General features: G+C 65.4%; 20 protein-coding genes. 5 read left to right on the top strand and 15 right to left on the bottom strand.

The genetic code is table 11. From position 1 onward, the window contains the following. Nucleotides 1–148: 148 nt before the first annotated feature. Nucleotides 149–2,053, top strand: a complete 1,905-nt coding sequence (locus ABD687_RS20485) for a penicillin-binding transpeptidase domain-containing protein (RefSeq protein WP_310288400.1) — start codon at nt 149–151, stop codon at nt 2,051–2,053. Between the two features lie 118 nt (nt 2,054–2,171). Here ABD687_RS20485 and ABD687_RS20480 read toward each other — a convergent pair whose 3' ends face one another. After that, nucleotides 2,172–2,828, bottom strand: coding sequence for an LppM family (lipo)protein (locus tag ABD687_RS20480; protein WP_264270281.1), 657 nt, complete (start codon nt 2,826–2,828; stop codon nt 2,172–2,174). Between the two features lie 96 nt (nt 2,829–2,924). On the opposite strand from ABD687_RS20480, the gene ABD687_RS20475 reads away from it, so the two are divergent. Continuing rightward, nucleotides 2,925–3,473 (top strand): eCIS core domain-containing protein, encoded by a 549-nt coding sequence (locus ABD687_RS20475; protein WP_310288403.1) that lies wholly within the window; start codon nt 2,925–2,927, stop codon nt 3,471–3,473. Then, a complete protein-coding gene (locus ABD687_RS20470) occupies nt 3,470–4,126 on the top strand; it encodes an SIMPL domain-containing protein (RefSeq protein WP_310288406.1) in 657 nt (218 codons plus the stop codon). Before ABD687_RS20475 ends, ABD687_RS20470 begins: the two co-directional genes overlap by 4 nt. On the opposite strand, the gene ABD687_RS20465 is transcribed toward ABD687_RS20470, so the two are convergent. From ABD687_RS20465 to infC, 6 genes are all read right to left on the bottom strand, one after another. Further along, nucleotides 4,123–4,755 carry a pyroglutamyl-peptidase I gene (locus tag ABD687_RS20465; protein ID WP_310288409.1) on the bottom strand — a complete coding sequence of 211 codons (633 nt, stop codon included), beginning with the start codon at nt 4,753–4,755 and terminating at the stop codon, nt 4,123–4,125. The two genes, ABD687_RS20470 and ABD687_RS20465, sit on opposite strands and share 4 nt — an antisense overlap. Continuing rightward, nucleotides 4,752–5,186 (bottom strand): (deoxy)nucleoside triphosphate pyrophosphohydrolase, encoded by a 435-nt coding sequence (locus ABD687_RS20460; protein ID WP_302262537.1) that lies wholly within the window; start codon nt 5,184–5,186, stop codon nt 4,752–4,754. Before ABD687_RS20460 ends, ABD687_RS20465 begins: the two co-directional genes overlap by 4 nt. A 128-nt stretch (nt 5,187–5,314) precedes the next feature. Continuing rightward, nucleotides 5,315–6,223, bottom strand: coding sequence for a TrmH family RNA methyltransferase (locus ABD687_RS20455; protein ID WP_377700264.1), 909 nt, complete (start codon nt 6,221–6,223; stop codon nt 5,315–5,317). An 86-nt stretch (nt 6,224–6,309) separates the two neighbouring features. Further along, complete coding sequence (gene rplT, locus ABD687_RS20450) at nt 6,310–6,999, bottom strand: 50S ribosomal protein L20, sunset domain variant (protein WP_302262540.1); 690 nt, start codon at nt 6,997–6,999, stop codon at nt 6,310–6,312. Nucleotides 7,000–7,105: 106 nt separating this feature from the next. After that, a complete protein-coding gene (gene rpmI / locus ABD687_RS20445; protein WP_217390565.1) occupies nt 7,106–7,300 on the bottom strand; it encodes a 50S ribosomal protein L35 in 195 nt (64 codons plus the stop codon). A 123-nt stretch (nt 7,301–7,423) separates the two neighbouring features. Further along, complete coding sequence (infC, locus tag ABD687_RS20440) at nt 7,424–8,392, bottom strand: translation initiation factor IF-3 (RefSeq protein ID WP_377700265.1); 969 nt, start codon at nt 8,390–8,392, stop codon at nt 7,424–7,426. Nucleotides 8,393–8,718: 326 nt separating this feature from the next. Here infC and ABD687_RS20435 point away from each other — a divergent pair, with 326 nt between their 5' ends. Further along, entirely contained in the window at nt 8,719–9,084 is a 366-nt protein-coding gene (locus ABD687_RS20435) for a DUF1844 domain-containing protein (RefSeq protein WP_264270288.1), read from the top strand. A gap of 152 nt (nt 9,085–9,236) precedes the next feature. On the opposite strand, the gene ABD687_RS20430 is transcribed toward ABD687_RS20435, so the two are convergent. From ABD687_RS20430 to ABD687_RS20395, 8 genes are all read right to left on the bottom strand, one after another. Next, nucleotides 9,237–10,580, bottom strand: a complete 1,344-nt coding sequence (locus tag ABD687_RS20430; RefSeq protein ID WP_264270289.1) for an MFS transporter — start codon at nt 10,578–10,580, stop codon at nt 9,237–9,239. Continuing rightward, a complete protein-coding gene (locus ABD687_RS20425) occupies nt 10,577–11,491 on the bottom strand; it encodes an SseB family protein (RefSeq protein ID WP_310288419.1) in 915 nt (304 codons plus the stop codon). The genes ABD687_RS20430 and ABD687_RS20425 overlap by 4 nt, the downstream gene beginning before the upstream one ends. 215 nt (nt 11,492–11,706) lie before the next feature. Next, nucleotides 11,707–12,450 (bottom strand): bifunctional 1-(5-phosphoribosyl)-5-((5-phosphoribosylamino)methylideneamino)imidazole-4-carboxamide isomerase/phosphoribosylanthranilate isomerase PriA, encoded by a 744-nt coding sequence (gene priA / locus ABD687_RS20420; RefSeq protein ID WP_310288422.1) that lies wholly within the window; start codon nt 12,448–12,450, stop codon nt 11,707–11,709. Between the two features lie 93 nt (nt 12,451–12,543). Next, entirely contained in the window at nt 12,544–12,693 is a 150-nt protein-coding gene (locus ABD687_RS20415) for a hypothetical protein (RefSeq protein WP_264270292.1), read from the bottom strand. Nucleotides 12,694–12,696: 3 nt separating this feature from the next. Beyond that, nucleotides 12,697–13,332 carry an imidazole glycerol phosphate synthase subunit HisH gene (gene hisH / locus ABD687_RS20410; protein WP_264270293.1) on the bottom strand — a complete coding sequence of 212 codons (636 nt, stop codon included), beginning with the start codon at nt 13,330–13,332 and terminating at the stop codon, nt 12,697–12,699. Beyond that, nucleotides 13,333–13,953, bottom strand: coding sequence for an imidazoleglycerol-phosphate dehydratase HisB (gene hisB, locus ABD687_RS20405; protein ID WP_264270294.1), 621 nt, complete (start codon nt 13,951–13,953; stop codon nt 13,333–13,335). A 113-nt stretch (nt 13,954–14,066) separates the two neighbouring features. After that, the gene (locus ABD687_RS20400; protein ID WP_264270295.1) at nt 14,067–15,188 is read right to left on the bottom strand and encodes a histidinol-phosphate transaminase; all 1,122 of its coding nucleotides are present in this window, start codon (nt 15,186–15,188) and stop codon (nt 14,067–14,069) included. Nucleotides 15,189–15,300: 112 nt separating this feature from the next. Next, complete coding sequence (locus ABD687_RS20395) at nt 15,301–15,687, bottom strand: LysM peptidoglycan-binding domain-containing protein (protein ID WP_310288427.1); 387 nt, start codon at nt 15,685–15,687, stop codon at nt 15,301–15,303. Nucleotides 15,688–15,975: 288 nt separating this feature from the next. Here ABD687_RS20395 and lexA point away from each other — a divergent pair, with 288 nt between their 5' ends. Next, nucleotides 15,976–16,695, top strand: coding sequence for a transcriptional repressor LexA (gene lexA / locus ABD687_RS20390; protein WP_264270297.1), 720 nt, complete (start codon nt 15,976–15,978; stop codon nt 16,693–16,695). Nucleotides 16,696–16,717 lie beyond the last annotated feature (22 nt).

Genomic DNA, 16,717 nt, shown 5'->3' with positions numbered 1-16,717 from the left:
TCTACGGCCCTTTTCACTGTTGATGGTGTCTCTGGTTCTGCATCCCATTCTAGGTGCTAGCCCCGATGGGTTTGGAATCGCAACTGGCTCCGCCCCTTCCGGGCGTGGTTGTGGACATCCAAGGGAAGGTTGGGCAATAGTTAGTCCCATGTCCCGAGTAATTCGAACCCTTGCCCTGCCTGCCGCCGCCCTGCTGATGATCGGCTCCCTCGGGGCGTGTTCCGCGCCACCCGCGCCCAATGCCACCGCCGAACTCCTGGCCGGTTCGCTGGCGGACCTGGACCTCGCCTCGGTCCCGCTGGCGGGCAGCGACGCAGCCACCGCGAGCGCCGAGCTGGCGGAATCGCTCAAGCCGCTGGAATCGATCCCCCGCACAGTCACCCTCGCCTCCGTCACCGAGGACGAGGGCTCTGATGTACCCAAGACCGCCACGGCCGTGTACAACACCGTGTGGGACGTCGATGCCTCCGACACCGACTGGACCTACCAGACGCAGGCAACGCTGGAACTCGATAACGAAACCAAGACCTGGGCGGTGCGCTACTCCCCCTCGATGGCCGTGCCCGGGCTGGAATCCGGTCAGTACGTGGCCAAGCGCAACTCCCCGGCCAAGCGCGGGGAGATCCTGGGCAACAACGCCCAAACCCTGGTGACGGACCGCCCGGTGCTCCGCATCGGGATCAACAAGGAGGCCATCGGGGAGACGGAATGGGAGGACTCGGCCACCAAGCTCGCCAAGGTATTGGAGATCGATGCCGAACCGTATGCCAAGAGGGTTGCAGCTTCCGGCCCGCGGGCGTTCGTCCAGGCCATCACCCTGCGCGACGATGCCGACCGCACCGTCACCGATCAGCAATTGAAGGCGATCCCCGGCGTGCTGGCGCAGCCCGATACCCAGTCGCTGGCCCCGAGCCGGAGTTTTGCCCGGGCCATCCTCGGGTCGGTGGGCGAGGCCACAGCGGAAATCGTCGCAGATTCCAAGGGCAGCGTTGCTTCCGGGGACCGGGTCGGACTGTCGGGCCTGCAAAAGGCCTACCAGGACGAGTTGGCGGGCACCCGGGGCTACAGCATCAACATCTACAACCAGGACAAGGCCGAAGTTTCAACCCTGGTGACGCGGGAAGCGGTGGACGGCAAGGATCTTAAAACCACGCTGGACCGGAACCTGCAGGAATTTGCCGAGTCGTTGATCGCCGACTCGGACAGCGACGCCGCGCTGGTCGCGGTGCGTCCCTCCGACGGGGCCATCCTGGCCGCCGCCGCCGGGCCCACCGACAACGCCCAGAACACCGCGTTGTTGGGCAAGTACGCCCCGGGCTCCACCTTCAAGGTCATCACAGCACTGGCCATGCTCCGTTCCGGGGACACCCCGACAACGAGCGTGGATTGCCCGGCGACCATGAGCGTGGACGGCAAGGCGTTCAAGAACTACGACGGCTACCCCTCCAGCGCGCTGGGAAGCATCCCGCTCTCCGAGGCCGTGGCGCAATCGTGCAACACCGTCTTCCTTGAGGGCGCTTCCAAGGTCAAGGCACCTGCCCTCGCCGACGCTGCGGCCTCCCTGGGCCTGAACATGAGCCCCGCCACGGGCGCGGCATCCTTCCTGGGGTCGGTGCCGGAGGACTCCACGGGCACCGAGCTGGCGGCCAACGGCATCGGCCAGGGAGTGGTCCAGGCCTCGGCGCTGGGCATGGCCACGGTGGCAGCCTCGGTCCAAAACGGCGCCACCGTCAGCCCCCGCCTGGTGGTAGACCCCAAACCGGATGCCGCCGCCAAGCCCAAGAACCCGTTGACTGCTGCCGAGGCCAAGGCGCTTTCGGGCATGATGGCCCAGGTCGTCGACCACGGCACGCTGAAGGACCTCAAGTCCGTCCCCGGCCCCGCGATCATCGGCAAGAGCGGCACGGCGGAATACGATGCCGAACGCAATGCCCACGCATGGTCCATCGCCGCGCAGGGAGATCTCGCGGTGGCCGTGTTTGTGGGCGACGGCAGCGGCGGGGCGCAGACGGCCGGCCCCATCCTTGCCGAATTCCTGGCCGACGCCCAGTAGGCGCCGCTCCGCCGCACACCCCAGGCATGCCAAAGGGACCGACAAACCCGGTTTTTCCCGGACTGTCGGTCCCCTTGGCGTTCAGCGGCCGAACCCCGAAGTTCGGCGTTGCGCGGTATTAGGCGTGCACGTCTTCGGTGCGCTCGGGGCGGCGCATCGTGCCGACGGCGACTACGGCACCCAGCAGGGCCAGGGCGCCGAAACCGAGAGACAGGTAGATCGGAGTGTTGTCCTTGGGCTTGGCCACGGCTGTCATCTCGCCGGTGGCTTCGCGCATGTCGAAGCTCACGGTGTTGCCCTCGATGTGTGCCCCGGCGCTGGCGGAGGTGACCTCCCCCGGGAAGGTGACGGTCATCGTGGACTCGCTCAGGCTCGAGGTGTCGGTCCCGGCAAGTCCCCGGGCGGAGAAGTGGTACAGGTCGTCGCGGTATTCGATGTTGACCTTCGGGCCAAGCCTGCCGGAAAGGTCGCCCAACTTGGTCAGCGATTGGTTCTCGATGCTGAAGACGTAGCCCTTGAAGTTTTCCTCGTCGTATGGCGCCTTTTGTGCCTCCGCGGGGATGCCCAGGAAGAATTCCTCCTCGGTGGTACCCATCTGGGTCATAAGCTCCTCGACCGAGATGTCGCCGGCAACGCGCTTGTCGAATGCCACCACCATGTCGAGGCTGGCCTCTTCCGGACTCGAGACGACCAGATCCACATCCATCTTTATGCACCCGGTCAGGCTCAACATCAGCGCCACCATGATTCCAATGACGGATACGATCTTCTTCATGTATTCTCCTCCACGTTCGGGGCATTGATCTGCAACGATGCTCCCGGTTCAATAGTCAACACTAATGGTTGGATTGCCTTGGCCGAGAATTGCCGCATGGGCTCCCCACCCGCCTTTGCGTGGGCTCCGGGATTACACTGGGGAACCATGGACACCTGGGAGCGCACACGCGAGGTCGCCAACTGGCTGAACCTGAGCACCATCAGCGGCCTGCTGCTGGCCGCCGGCACCGGATGCAACATCGAAGGCGGTGCGCGGGGAATCCTCTATGCGCGCAACTACACTCCGGTGCTTCCCAAGGCGGGAGCCTTCACCGTGGGCAACGTGGTTTTTTTCCGCCCTTCCCTTGGCACGCCGGCCCAGCGCCCCGCGTTGCTGTCCCACGAGGAAACACATGCCACCCAATACGCCTTGTGCCTGGGACTCCCCTTCATCCCCCTGTACTTTGCGGCGGCCGGCTATTCGTGGCTGCGCACCTCGGATCCGGCATCGCGGAACATCTTTGAACGCGCCGCCGATCTGCAGGCCGGCGGCTATCGTGAACGGCCGGTACGCAAGCTGCTCCCCGTGGTGGCAGCCGGCCTGCGACGGGGTCTTCGCCTCGCAACGGCAACTGCACGCACGACCAAGGGAACTCCGGCATGAGGCGCACACCGGCCATCACGGTGCGCGGGACAGCCTCCGCGACTGCAGTACCCGACGTCATGGGCATCTCCCTCACCGTCCAGGTTCACCATGCGCAAGCTGCGGAGGCCTTCGGGCTTGCCTCGGAGCGTGCCAGGGACGTCATCGAGTCAGTGTTGGTTGCCGCCCCGGGGGCAAACCTGGCAACCACGGGAATCGCACTGGCCGCCCGCAACGCCTGGCGCAACGAGGAATCCGTGCTGGATGGCTACGATGCCGAAACCAACATCGAGGCCTCCGAGCTGACGACGGACAACGTGACCTGGGTGTTGGCGGCCGCCGTGGCCGCCGGCGGGGACGCGTTGCGGATCCACTCGATGAATGCCGAGGTTTCCGACGCCGCCGACGCCTTGCGGGCCGCCAGGGAATCGGCTTTCGCCGATGCACGTTCCAAGGCAGAGCACCTGGCCTCGCTCGCCGGAGCACGGCTCGGGCCCGTGCTACTGGTCCGAGAGGTCGCCGGCGAACCAGTGCTGCCGCTACAACGCACCAAGTCGACCCAATTTGCGGCGGAGTCCATGCCGGTGGTTGCCGGCCGGCGGCAGCTCTCGGTGACGCTCGAGATCCGCTGGGAACTCAGCGCCGATGAACCATCGCCGGGGGCGGGTGCCTAATACTCCGTGCCGGCGCCAAGCCTTGGTTCGGTGGCACCGGCCAAGGCCAGCTGTGCCACGCATGCCACGGCCCGGGCATGGATCGCGATCCGGGGGGAGGCGGGATCCATCCAGGGAACATGGATGAACCCTGCGCGGAGCCCCGGCGCCCTTCCGGCGTGGTGCATCAGGGAATAGAACACCTGGTTGCAGACAAAGGTCCCGGCGGAATAGGAGATCTCGGCCTCGACGTCGCCGAGTTCGGTGGACGGGTCCCGTAGTGCCTGCAGGGCGGCTTTCAGCGGAAGGCCCGAGAAGTACGCGGCCGGCCCTCCCGCCAATACCGGCAGGTCGATGGGTTGGTTCCCGGCGTTGTCTGCGATCCGGGCGTCCAGGTGGTTGATGGCGACCTTTTCCAGACCCAGTGCTCCGCGGCCCTCGGCGAGCCCGAGGCTGATCACCACGCGTGGCTGCCAGGTGGCCAACAGCTCTTCGAGCATCGCCGGGGCCGTGGCAAACACGCAGGGCAGTTCCGCGGCAATGGTCGCAATCCCCTGCTGCTCCAGAATGCTCGCGGCTTGGCGTGCGATGGACATCGAGGGGTTTGAGTCCCTGTCGCCGAAGGGTTCAAAACCGGTGAACAGGATCACCGGGTGGCACCTGCCAAGGTGTCGGCCAGGACCGCGCGGACGATGGGAAGGTCTGCAGGTATCCATTCCAGGGCCTCGAGTGCTTCGTGTTCCAATGCGACCCAGGCCAGCTGGTCGTGGTCCTCGAGCGTGTCCGGGGTTCCGGCGGTGACCTCGGCAAACCAGACGCGCATCGCTGCACGTTCGTTGAGCACCCATCCCTCGGGGACCGGACCGAAGACCTCGCTGCCCAGGGCCACTTCGATGCCGAGCTCCTCGGCCAGTTCGCGCTTCACCCCGTCTTCACAGGTCTCATCGGGTTCGAGCTTGCCTCCGGGAAATTCCCACATTCCCGCCAGCTCCGGCGGCGCGGTGCGTCGCGCGGCCAGCAGCCGGCTCGGGGACACGAGCGAGTCCAGGATCGCGGCGGCGACTATCTGTTTGTAGGCCATGGTCTTTATCCTTCGTTGGGAAGCGTCGCGGAAGCCCCGAGGATGTCGGGTTCGATGTGGATCACGCACGGGAGCGGAACGGCGCTCGGATGCGTGTTTCGCCGTCGCGCAGTTGCGCGGCCGGCGACCTAACCGCGTCGTTGCGCCCGTGCCGAGGCATAGAGGCACATCGTCGCAGCGGTTCCCACGTTGAGAGATTCGGCGATCCCGTACAGCGGCACAGCCACGCGGTGGTCGGCACCTGCAAGTTCGGCTTCGTCCAGGCCCTGGCCCTCGTTTCCGAAAAGCCACACCGTCTGGTCTTCCAGCGCCGGTTCCCCTTCGGGCGCAGCTGCCCCGGCCCCGGCGCGCCGTGCGGCGCTGGCATCCTGGAGCGCATCCAAATCAGCGGCAGCGTAGCCGTCGGCTGCAAGAACGGTGCTGCCTTGGCCCTTGAACGCGGCAAGGATTTCACCCAAATCGACATTGGTGACGATAGGCAGGTGGAAGACGGAACCGACGGTGGAACGCACGGCCTTGGGGTTGTAGACGTCCACGCTTCCCCCGGTCAGCACCACTGCGTCGGCGCCCGCTGCGTCCGCTGCCCGGATGATCGTGCCGGCGTTGCCCGGATCCTGCACGCGGCACAATACGGCCACGAGGCGGGGCTTGCCGGCAGCTACCTGCTGCAGGCTGGTTTCGGGGATGATGCACACGGCCACGATTCCCTGTGGTGTCACGGTGTCGGCCATCGCCGCCAAGACTTCCTGGCTGACCAGTCGAGTATGGATGCCGTCGGCCTTGTTGGACATGACCTCGAGTTCCGGATAGCGGTCCAGGCAGTCTTCGGTGGCATAGACGGCCCGAACAACGGGTGCCCGGCCATGTTCGGCATTTTCAAGGTGGAGGCGCAAGGCCTCGCGGACGGCCTGTGGGCCCTCGGTCAGGAACTCGCCGCTGCGGGCGCGTCCCGTGCGGGTGGCCAGTCGGGCCACTTCGCGAACCTTTTCGGCACGAACATTGGTCATGGTCACTTCGTTGTCTCCGGCAAGATTCATGGGAATGACTTTACCGGGGATACGCCAAAGGGACGGAATCGCCAACGATTCCGTCCCTTTGGACTAGAGCTTTATGAGCTCAAGGACTAGGCGTCCTTGATCTGCTGGCGGGATTCGCCGCCTGCAGGCTCGAAGCCGGCTGCCTTGGCAGACTCAATGCTGTTGAACCAGTATTCGGCAACAGTCTGGTCGAACCAGGTCGAACCCGGGACGTGGTACTTGTTGGAACCGGCGTTGCCCTTGATGATGAATCCGGCCGGAGCCTCTTCACCCTCGACACCCTTGACGGCACCGGCGGCCTCGGCCTTTTCGGCCGGGGTACCCTCTGCTGCCGGGGCTGCAACGGCAGCCTTCTTGGCCGGAGCCTTCTTGGCCGGTGCAACCGGAGCTGCGGCGGCGGCCTTGGGGGCGTTGACATCGGCCGGGAGGGCCTGCTTGGCAACTGCAACCAGTACGGCGAAAGCCTTGGCATCCGAAACAGCCAGCTCGGCCAGCATGCGGCGGTCAACCTCGACCGACGCAGCCTTCAGGCCCTGGATCAGGCGGTTGTAGGTCAGGTCGTTGGCGCGGGATGCAGCGTTGATGCGCTGGATCCAGAGGCGACGGAAGTCACCCTTGCGCTTGCGGCGGTCGCCGTAGCTGTAGACGAACGAGTGGAGCAGCTGCTCCTTGGCCTTGCGGTACAAGCGCGAACGCTGACCGCGGTAGCCCTTGGCGCGTTCAAGAATGACGCGACGCTTCTTATGGGCGTTTACTGCCCGCTTCACACGTGCCACGTGTGTACTCCTTTGTTTCTGTTCCGCCTGGCCTCAAATATTGGGCCGGCAAAAAATCTTTATGTGGTCGGGAATCCAGGATCAGGATTCCCAAGACGGACTGGTGTTAGAGACCGAGCATCCGCTTGATGGTCTTGACGTCCGCCTTGGCGACCAACTGGTCAGATGCCAGGCGACGGGTGATGCGGGAGGACTTGTGCTCCAGGTAGTGGCGGCGGTTGGCCTGCTGGCGCACGAGCTTGCCGCTACCGGTGAGCTTGAAGCGCTTCTTGGCGCCACTGTGGGTCTTGAACTTCGGCATATCCGCCGTTCTCCTTACTTGCTCCCGGGATCCTTTCGGACCGGGGGATCGTGCGGACTCCCGCGTTTGGGGGAATCCGTGGTTCTGGTGTTGCTCTTGCGAGCTGCCCTGCTCGGGGCGACCTTACTTGGTCGTCCCGGGCTTGGGCGCGCGGGTTGCGGGCTTCGGACCCGGCTTGCCCGCAGGCTTTGGTGGCATGGCCATTGGCTTGGGAACGGCCATTGGCTTCGGTGCCGCTGCCGGCTTGGCTGCGACGGCTGGCTTGGGGGCCGCTGCCGCTGCCGGCCTGCTGACCGCCGGACGTGCTGCTGCCGGTGCCTTTGAGGCTGCCGGACGGCTGGAAGTCTCGCGGGCGGGTGCCGACCTGACAGGGGCCTTGGCCGCTGCTGGGGCTGTCCTGACCGGGGCGACCTTTGGTGCCGCGGCTGCTGCGGCCTCTTCAGCCGCTGCCTCCGCACGTACCTTGGCAAGCTTTTCCATGATGTCCGACTCGATGACATCGGCAACGGAGCCGCCGATCTCGCCCTGGGGCTCCGAGGTGTCCATCTTGGCCTTCGGGTTGGCTGCCTTGGCCTTGTCGGCATCGCGCTGTTCCAAGCGACGGGCTTCGGCCTTGGCCTCTGCCTTGTTCTTGAGAGGCCCGACAACCATGACCATGTTTCGGCCATCGATACGTGGCGTCGACTCAACCAAGCCAACCTCGGCAACTGCCTCGGCAAACTTGTTCAACAGACGAATGCCCATTTCCGGACGCTGCTGTTCGCGGCCACGGAACTGGATCATGGCCTTGACCTTGTCACCGGCGCCCAGGAAGCGAAGGGCGTGTCCGACCTTGGTTTCGTAGTCGTGCGTGTCGATCTTCAGACGGAAACGAATTTCCTTCAGCACGGTGTTCGTCTGGTTCTTGCGCGTTTCACGTGCCTTGACTGCAGCCTCGTACTTGTACTTTCCGAAGTCCATCAACTTGCACACGGGAGGCTTGGCGGTAGGCGCCACCTCCACGAGATCAAGGTCGGACTCGACGGCAAGACGAAGTGCATCCTCAATACGGACAATGCCAACCTGTTCACCGGCAGGGCCGACAAGCCGCACCTCTGGGACGCGGATTCGATCATTAATGCGTGGATCGCTAATGTGTTGCTCCTGAGTAGTTCGAAGTTCGAGGCCACCGCAGCAAAAGGAAAGGCCCTCGGCTGCATGTGCAGGCGAAGGCCCCAGATTCGATCGATGAAAATTCATCCAGCCAACGAACCCCGCGGGGTCATCGGCACCGAACTTACCCGGCCGCCTGATTCGGCTGCTGCGGGTGGGAGTGGCCTCCACTTGCGTACTGGTTCCATGGCTCCTTGGTCACATCCACCCGGTGGGCGGCGCATCCAAGTACACGGATTCAGTCGGTCTATGGAAAGCTTAGCAGTATGAGCACCCCTGAAACCAATCCGGACTCCAACAACGCCACCAACGAGATCCGCGACATCGCCGAGGTGGCAGCCGTTGAAATCATCACCACCGCCGCCGTTCACCTCATGAGCGCCGCCGCAGTCAAATGCGGACTGGCCGAGGGCAACGACGCCGAAGAGCTGAAGGACCTTGACGAGGCCCGCAAGCTCATCACCGCCCTTGCAGGTTTGGTCGTCTCCGCATCCCCGGAAATCGGCTCCCAGCACGCCGGTCCTTTGCGCGACGGCCTGCGTTCGCTGCAGCTTGCCTTCCGCGAAGCCTCGACCTTCCCGGACGAGCCGGGCAAGGGCCCGGGCGAAAAGCTCACCGGCCCGGTGAACTAACACCCGCGTAACACTGCAAGATTTTGGCGGCTTGCGGTCGAGAGGTTGATCACAGAGTGGTTCCGGGCAGCCGGCACCGACTTGTTCCTCCCGGCCGCAGTGCCGAAAAATGCCCCGCTTCACGGCGGGGCATTTTTTGTTTGTCCCCCGGCTTATGCGTCCTGGATGAGTGTGCGTGCCCGGGTCGTGGCCCGGCGCCGGCGCACCTGCTGTGCCACCAACGCCACCGCGCACACCACGGCGGCAATGGCACCGACCACGATGAATCCCGCGTTTGCACCGAACGAGTCCACGGTGGCACCGGTGATGGGCGAACCCAGTGCCGTGCCGGTGGTCAATGCCGAGCCGTACCAGCCCATGGCCTCCCCGCGCCGCTTTTCCGCCACCAGGTCGGTCAACCATTCCGAGGCCGCCGAGAGCACCGGCGCGCACAGCATGCCGGGCAGGATCGAGAGCAGGGCCAGCGACCAGGTGCCGGTGGCGAACGCCATCGGGACGGTGAGCACCGCCATGGCCAGCAACAGCACAATCGGTGAGATGCGCCGGTTCTGGCTGCCGTAGATCAGCCCGCCCACCAGCGAGGCGCCGCACCAGAAGAGGAAGACGATTCCCAGCTGGCCCTCGCTGTGCTGCGCGTCGAGAAGCGAAATGATGCCGACCTCGGTGCCCGAGAGCAGCAGCCCCGCGCCGGAGGCTGCAATGAACACCGCGATCACCGAGGCACTGACCCATCCGAACTTGTGACGGAAGCCGCGTCCGCGGGCGGAGATGCGCGCCCGCGTCGACTTGGCCCCGGCCAGGATCAACTCGCCCTCGACCTCTGCCAGGCCGCCGGGTCCGGCGGCGATCAGCGAGGCCTCGGCCCCGAGGCGTTCCTCGTGCGGGTTGGCCTGGGTGGCCACGGCTCCGGGCTGGCCGGACCGGGTGGGCGGATTCAGGATCATCAGCGCCACGCCGCTGAGCGATGCCGCGGCGGCGATCCCGATCATCCCGACGGTGGTGTCCAGTGATGTGGCCACGATCCCCGCTGTCGCCGGTCCGACGATGAAAACCAGTTCGGTGCCCATCGCATCCAGGGCGAAGGCCGACCGCCGGGTCTCCCCCGTGGTCATCACGCCCAGGGCGGTGCGGACCACGGAGAAGACCGGCAGGGAAAAGAGTCCGCCGAGGAACACGAGTGGCAGCACCCAGGTGAAGGAGACCTGGGGAACGATGCTCCACACCACGGCTTCGGCGATGATGGAGGGAATCAGCGCCCGACGCAGCCCGTACATGTCCACCACGTGTCCGCGCCAAGGTGCGCCCAGGGCGATGCCAATGGTCATCAGCCCGACCACGAGACCGGCCGGGCCCCAGTCAAGTCCCAGTTCGTTGACCAGGTGCAGCAATAGGAGCAGGCCGACCGTGGCGTGCGGAAGCCGGGCCACCATGCCGATCAGCAGCAGCGGAGCCACACCCGGCTGCCGCAGCAACTGGCCGTAGCGACCGAATTTCATGCCGGCGTACCGGGATCCGAGGTTGGTCCTGCCTTCAGGGCAACCTCGAGCGAATCGACATTGTGGGCAAAGTCCTGGTTGGCCGACAACCGAGCGTGGATCCGCGAGACGCACTCGCGGGCCCCTGCCTCGTCGATACCCGGGCGGAAGGTGAATTCAAGGCGCAGTTCCGGTCCGGAACCCCCACCGGGCACGGACGTGCCTGCGGCGGTGCGCGACCCCACCCCGCGTCCCGGTGCCATGTGGATCGCGGCTAGTGCCGCTTCGCTCGCTGCCTGTTCGGCAACCACGGCTGCCAGCTCCTCGCTGAGGTAGCTGGGGGTCCAGTCCTCTTGCCGGGCAAGGGCCCACATGCCCGGACGGCGCAGCACGAAAGTGAAGTCGGCGCCGGGGTCCAGGACCAGCATTTGGGCTTCCTCGCTCACGGCCGAAAGTGCAGCCCGCGGGGCGTAGACGGCCACGGGGCGCGCCTCGGCATGCCAGGCCTGGAGGTTCTCGACACTGCTGAACACCGGCAGGGCCTTCCGGCCGTCGGGAGCCGTGAGGGTGACCAGGGCCATGTCGGCTTCCTTGTCCTCGGCAAAGCCGTGTTCCCCCATGCCGCCTTCGGCCAGCTGGGCCACGACGGCGATGTAGACGCGGGCCCCTGCAAGGGCGGCATGGACCTGTTGCTCGGTGCCGGTTCCGGCGATGAGGCCCTCGAGGGCCGCCTTGAGCTGCGCGTCGATCAGGCCGTTGTCGTTGTCGAAGTTGTGCAGCGGGTTTCCCTCGCCGCCGAGGTCCCGGCCTTCCCAGCTTTGCCCCGCGGAATCTCCGGACCCGCCGGCGCGTGCCAGGGCGGCGGCGATATGTCCGGGCAGGTGGCGCTGTGCGCCTTGTCCGGCGGGGGAAGAAGGAGAATTCGTGCTCATATGCACATGCTATCTTGCGCCCACGTCAGGGGTGGATCGCGGGATTCGGTGCCTGTGGCCCGGGCGCCCATGTGCCGGGCCGATTCGTTGGGTGCCGGCGCCCCGGCGGTGTGGTGAAGCTCGCTCGGAGACACGGATGGGGGCAGCGCCGCAACGCGGCAGTGCCCCCATCCGATCGATGCCTGTTGCCGCCCGAAAGCGGCGGCCGCTGGATCCTAGCGGCGGCCTGCCACGTCCAGTGCTTCGGCCATGGTGAACTTGCCGGCGTACAGCGCCTTGCCCACGATCGCGCCTTCAACGCCGTTGGGGACCAGTTCGCGCAAAACGCGCAGGTCCTCAAGGCTGGAGATGCCGCCGGAGGCGATGACCGGCTTGTCGGTGCGCTTGCACATTTCGGCGAGCAGTTCGACGTTGGGTCCGCGCAGCGTTCCGTCCTTGGTCACGTCGGTGACCACGTAGCGGGCGCATCCGGCATCTTCCAGGCGGGCCAGGACCTCCCAGATGTCCCCGCCCTCCTTGGTCCAGCCGCGGCCGGACAGCGTGGTTCCGCGCACGTCCAGGCCCACGGCGATCTTGTCGCCGTGGCGGGCGATGGCCCGTGCGGTCCACTCCGGGTTTTCCAGGGCGGCGGTGCCCAGATTGACACGGGTGGCGCCGAATTCCAGGGCGCGGTCGAGGGACTCGTCGTCGCGGATGCCGCCGGAGAGCTCGACCTTGATGGTCAGTTCCTTGGCAATGCGGCCCAGGATCTCGGTGTTGTGGCCGCGGCCGAAGGCAGCGTCCAGGTCCACCAGGTGCACCCATTCGGCTCCTGCGTTCTGCCACGCAAGTGCTGCCTCAAGCGGGTCGCCGTATCCGGTTTCGGATCCGGCCTCGCCCTGGACCAGGCGCACGGCCTGGCCGTCGGCCACGTCCACGGCGGGCAACAATTCCAGGATGTTGTTTTGGTTCTCGGTCATGATCATTCCTTGGTTTTTCCGGGCCGGCGCATTGGGGCCGGGTGATGCGAGGCGGGTCCGGCAACGATCGTGCCGGCCGGTGGGGGGTGCCGGTTAAAGCGTCAGGGCGTAGGCTGCGAAGAGCGCCATCCCGGCCAGCACCCAGGCGGCGATGATCCAGGAGATATGGGCGCGTTGCTGGCGCAGCGAGAGCGCTCCGCCGGCCAGCAGGCCGGCGACCGCCATGAGGATGATGGACCACATGGTCTAGAGGGTCCCCAACCAGTTGCGCAGCAATTTGGCCCCGGCCTCGCCGGACTTCTCCGGGTGGAATTGCAGGGCGCACAGGGGCCCGTTCTCGATCCCGGCAATGAAGGGAACGCCGTGTTCGGCCCAGGTGACCTGCGGCGGGACCATCTTGGGCTGGGCGACGTCGAAGTTCCATTCCTGCACCGCGTAGGAGTGCACGAAGTAGAAGCGCTCGTCCTCGATACCGGCAAAGAGCTTGCTTCCGGCCGGCGGGGTAACGGTGTTCCATCCCATGTGCGGGACGACCGGGGCCTTGAGCAGCTCCACGGTGCCGGGCCATTCGGCCAGTCCCGGGGTGCGGATCCCGTGTTCCACGCCCTCGTCAAAGAAGACCTGGTGTCCGACGCAGACGCCGAGCACCGGGCGACCGCCGGCGATGCGGCGTCCGATCCAGCGGATGGCACCGACATCCTTCAGTGCCTGCATGACGGCGGCAAAGGCACCGACGCCGGGAACAAAGAGCCCGTCGCATTCCAGGATGTCCTCGGGCTTGGCCGAGAGCTTGACCTCGGCGCCGGCTGCCTCAAGGGCCCTGACGGCCGAGCGGACGTTGCCGGAACCGTAGTCAAGGACGGTGACTGTCTTGGCCGCCATCTACAGCGCACCCTTCGTGGACGGGATGGCGTCGCCGATGCGGGCATCGGGTTGCACGGCTTCGCGCAGGGCACGGGCAAATGCCTTGAACTGGGCCTCGACGATGTGGTGCGGGTCGCGTCCGGAAAGCACCTCGATGTGGGCACAGATCTGGGCGTGGAAGGTCAGCGCCTCGAAGACGTGCCGGGTCATCGACCCCGTGAAGTGGCCGCCGATCAGGTGGTATTCCTGGCCTGCGGGCTCGCCGCCGTGGACCAGGTAGGGGCGCCCGGAGATGTCGACAACGGCGCGTGCCAGGGCCTCGTCCAGCGGGGCATAGGCGGTGCCGAAGCGGGTGATGCCCGCCTTGTTTCCCAGGGCGGTGCGCAGCACCTCGCCAATGGTGATGGCGGTGTCTTCGACGGTGTGGTGCACGTCGATGTGGATGTCTCCGGTGGCGCGCACCGTCAGGTCGATCAGCGAATGCTTCGAAAGCGCGGTCAGCATGTGGTCGTAGAACGGGACGCCGGTGCTGATTTCCGAGCGGCCGGTGCCGTCCAGATCAAGTTCGACAAAGACGGAGGACTCGCTGGTGATGCGTTCGAGGCGAGCGCGACGACCCGTGAGTTTTTCGGCAGACATGCACATTCCTTTAGATCAGGCGTTGAGACGAGGATGTGGTGCGGCGGCTGGCTCGTGCGCGACCGGGCATTTCGTGAAATTCGCCCGCCGCGTCCAGCGCCACCCCACCAAGTTTAGCGTGAGTGCGTGTGAGGACCCTGATCGAGCAGTTCCTCGAGACGGACAAGGAATGCGGTGGTTTCGTCCTCGGTGCCCGCGGTGACCCGAAGGTGGCCGGGAATCCCGACATCCCTGATGATCACTCCGGCCTCCAGCAGGCCCTCCCAGATGGCCTTGGTGTCCTTGACTCCCCCGAAGAACACGAAGTTCGAATCGCTGGAGGCAGGGCGCAGCCCCATGCGCGTGAGCTCGTTGACGATCCGGTCCCGCTGGACCTTGATGGCCTCGACGTTGGCCAGCAGGATGTCGGAGTGCTTCAACGCCGCATTCGCGGTCGCCTGGGTGACCGCCGAAAGGTGGTACGGCAGGCGCACCAGGCGGATCGCGTCGGTGACCTCCGGGGCCGCGGCAAGGTAGCCGAGGCGTGCTCCGGCCAAGGCGAAGGCCTTGGACATGGTGCGCGAGACAATGAGCCGCTCGCGATCGGGCAGCAGGGACAACGCCGAAGGCGTCCCGGTGTGGGCAAACTCCGCGTAGGCCTCGTCAACGATCACGATGGCGTTGCTGGCCCGGCCGGCTTCGTAGACGGCTTCGACGACGTCGAGTCCCAACGCGGTACCGGTGGGATTGTTGGGCGAACACAGGATGACAATGTTCGGCGCGGCCTCACGAACCTGTGCCGCCGCATCCTCCGCCGAAAGTCCATAGTCCTCGGAACGGATTCCCGCAACGTAGGTGGTGTCGGTCCCTGCTGCCAGCAGCGGATACATGGAGTAGGTGGGAGGGAAACTCAGGACGGTGCGGCCCGGCCCGCCGAAGGCCTGCAGGATTTGCTGGAGCACTTCGTTGGATCCGTTGGCTGCCCAGATGTTGTCCGCTTCGAGCCCGTGGCCCAGGAACGCGGCAAGACGTTCACGCAATTCGGTGAATTCACGGTCGGGATAACGGTTCAATCCCACGGCGGCCGCGGAGACTTCTTCGACAATGGCGCGATGCACTTCCGCGGGTAGCGGGTGGGTGTTTTCATTGACGTTCAACTGAATCGGTACGTCAATTTGGGGAGCACCGTAGGGTTCGAGACCTTGAAGATTTTCTCGCAGGGGCAGATTTGCCAGGCGATTTAGCCGTTCATTCACGGGCCAAGTCTACGGCGGTGGCAGGTGGGGCCAAGAATCTTCGCCGGTGCAGAGGGTAATAATCGGTTCGCAATGCCTTGTATCGGCGCCCGCGGGAGCGCCGGTGCGGGGGCTAGCTTCCGGTGGGAACGAAGAGTTCGGCACCGGGGTGCAGCACCGAGCTGTTGAGGTTGTTGAGGTCGCCGATCTGTTGAACCGCATCGCGGGGCTCGAGCTGCGGAGCGAACTCGCGGGCAATCCCCCACAGCGTATCCCCTTCGATGACGGTGACGCTGACCGCGTCAACGCCCAGCGGCACTTCCGCCGATGCGTTGGCCGGGGAAAGGAACAGGCCCAGGAGCATCAGTGCTGCGGCACTCACCACGAAGATGGGAAGTCCGATCAGCACGAACTTTCCGCGACGAGTGAGCCGCAGGGGTGCCAGCGTTGGCTGGGATTCGGGCAAGTAGTCGTCGGATGTTACAAGGTGGAGCGGGGCCGAGAAAGCAGTGTTTGCCATGTCTTTGCCTTTCCTCTGAATTCACGTGGCCGGCTGGGACCCTGGGGCGCCTAGTCGAACACGTGACGATTATTCGAACGCATCTTTCGAACATGTGTTCGTAGTGCGTATCTTATTTCTAGCACTTTTCGACGACACGTGTCCAGATCTGTTCGAACAAATCTTTGAAAGCAGTGACTTTGTCTACTAGGATGTTGGTTGTGAAGCGATGTATTTACTACATCAACCCACACCGACAATTTGCGGCACGCGCGGGCAACCGGCGACGATCGGGATGAGGCATTGACAATGACGACCGAACAACGAACCCCTCGACGCGACGCGAAGAGCCTGACCATTCGCCAGAAGAAGGTCCTGGAGACCATCCAGCGCTCCGTGAGCAGCAACGGCTACCCGCCGTCGATGCGTGAAATCGGGGACGCCGTGGGACTTGCCAGCCTCTCGAGCGTGACCCACCAGCTCAGCCAGCTCGAGAAACTTGGCTACATCAGGCGCGATCCGCGCCGCCCGCGCGCCATGGAGATCCTGCTGCCGTTGCAGCTCAAGAGCGAGGCCAAGCTCGAGGTGGTGGAGGGCCAGTCGGATCTCAGGGCAGCCAACGGCATGAACGTCTCGGAACTGACAACCTCCGCGGACACCGCCATGGTCCCCCTGGTGGGGCGCATTGCCGCCGGCGGACCGATCCTGGCCGACCAGGCGATCGAGGACGTTTTCGCCTTGCCGCGCCAGCTGGTGGGGCATGGCGAGCTCTTCATGCTCAAGGTCAGCGGCGACTCCATGATCGATGCCGCCATCTGCGACGGCGACTGGGTTGTCGTGAGGCGCCAGCCGACGGCGAACAACGGCGACATCGTCGCCGCGTTGCTCGAGGACGAAGCCACGGTGAAGACCTTCCGCCAGCGCGATGGCCACACCTGGCTTTTGCCGCAGAACTCCCGATACGAACCGATCCTTGGTGACGCCGCAACCGTCATGGGCAAGGTCGTATCGGTCATGCGCTCCGTCTAGGTCCGCAGCCACAACTCATCCC

It is taken from the genome of Paeniglutamicibacter sulfureus, from assembly GCF_039535115.1.
GTDB lineage: Bacteria > Actinomycetota > Actinomycetes > Actinomycetales > Micrococcaceae > Paeniglutamicibacter > Paeniglutamicibacter sulfureus.
The sequence above is the reverse complement of the archived record's forward strand: the minus strand, read 5'-3'. Positions and strand labels throughout refer to the sequence as shown.

Excerpts from the sequence above, each read along its gene's own strand:
- ABD687_RS20485 (WP_310288400.1), top strand. The coding sequence starts at position 149 with ATGTCCCGAGTAATTCGAACCCTTGCCCTGCCTGCCGCCGCCCTGCTG.
- ABD687_RS20480 (WP_264270281.1), bottom strand. The coding sequence starts at position 2,828 with ATGAAGAAGATCGTATCCGTCATTGGAATCATGGTGGCGCTGATGTTG.
- ABD687_RS20475 (WP_310288403.1), top strand. The coding sequence starts at position 2,925 with ATGGGCTCCCCACCCGCCTTTGCGTGGGCTCCGGGATTACACTGGGGA.
- ABD687_RS20470 (WP_310288406.1), top strand. The coding sequence starts at position 3,470 with ATGAGGCGCACACCGGCCATCACGGTGCGCGGGACAGCCTCCGCGACT.
- ABD687_RS20460 (WP_302262537.1), bottom strand. The coding sequence starts at position 5,186 with ATGGCCTACAAACAGATAGTCGCCGCCGCGATCCTGGACTCGCTCGTG.
- ABD687_RS20455 (WP_377700264.1), bottom strand. The coding sequence starts at position 6,223 with ATGAATCTTGCCGGAGACAACGAAGTGACCATGACCAATGTTCGTGCC.
- rpmI (WP_217390565.1), bottom strand. The coding sequence starts at position 7,300 with ATGCCGAAGTTCAAGACCCACAGTGGCGCCAAGAAGCGCTTCAAGCTC.
- ABD687_RS20435 (WP_264270288.1), top strand. The coding sequence starts at position 8,719 with ATGAGCACCCCTGAAACCAATCCGGACTCCAACAACGCCACCAACGAG.
- ABD687_RS20430 (WP_264270289.1), bottom strand. The coding sequence starts at position 10,580 with ATGAAATTCGGTCGCTACGGCCAGTTGCTGCGGCAGCCGGGTGTGGCT.
- ABD687_RS20425 (WP_310288419.1), bottom strand. The coding sequence starts at position 11,491 with ATGAGCACGAATTCTCCTTCTTCCCCCGCCGGACAAGGCGCACAGCGC.
- priA (WP_310288422.1), bottom strand. The coding sequence starts at position 12,450 with ATGACCGAGAACCAAAACAACATCCTGGAATTGTTGCCCGCCGTGGAC.
- ABD687_RS20415 (WP_264270292.1), bottom strand. The coding sequence starts at position 12,693 with ATGTGGTCCATCATCCTCATGGCGGTCGCCGGCCTGCTGGCCGGCGGA.
- hisH (WP_264270293.1), bottom strand. The coding sequence starts at position 13,332 with ATGGCGGCCAAGACAGTCACCGTCCTTGACTACGGTTCCGGCAACGTC.
- hisB (WP_264270294.1), bottom strand. The coding sequence starts at position 13,953 with ATGTCTGCCGAAAAACTCACGGGTCGTCGCGCTCGCCTCGAACGCATC.
- ABD687_RS20395 (WP_310288427.1), bottom strand. The coding sequence starts at position 15,687 with ATGGCAAACACTGCTTTCTCGGCCCCGCTCCACCTTGTAACATCCGAC.
- lexA (WP_264270297.1), top strand. The coding sequence starts at position 15,976 with ATGACGACCGAACAACGAACCCCTCGACGCGACGCGAAGAGCCTGACC.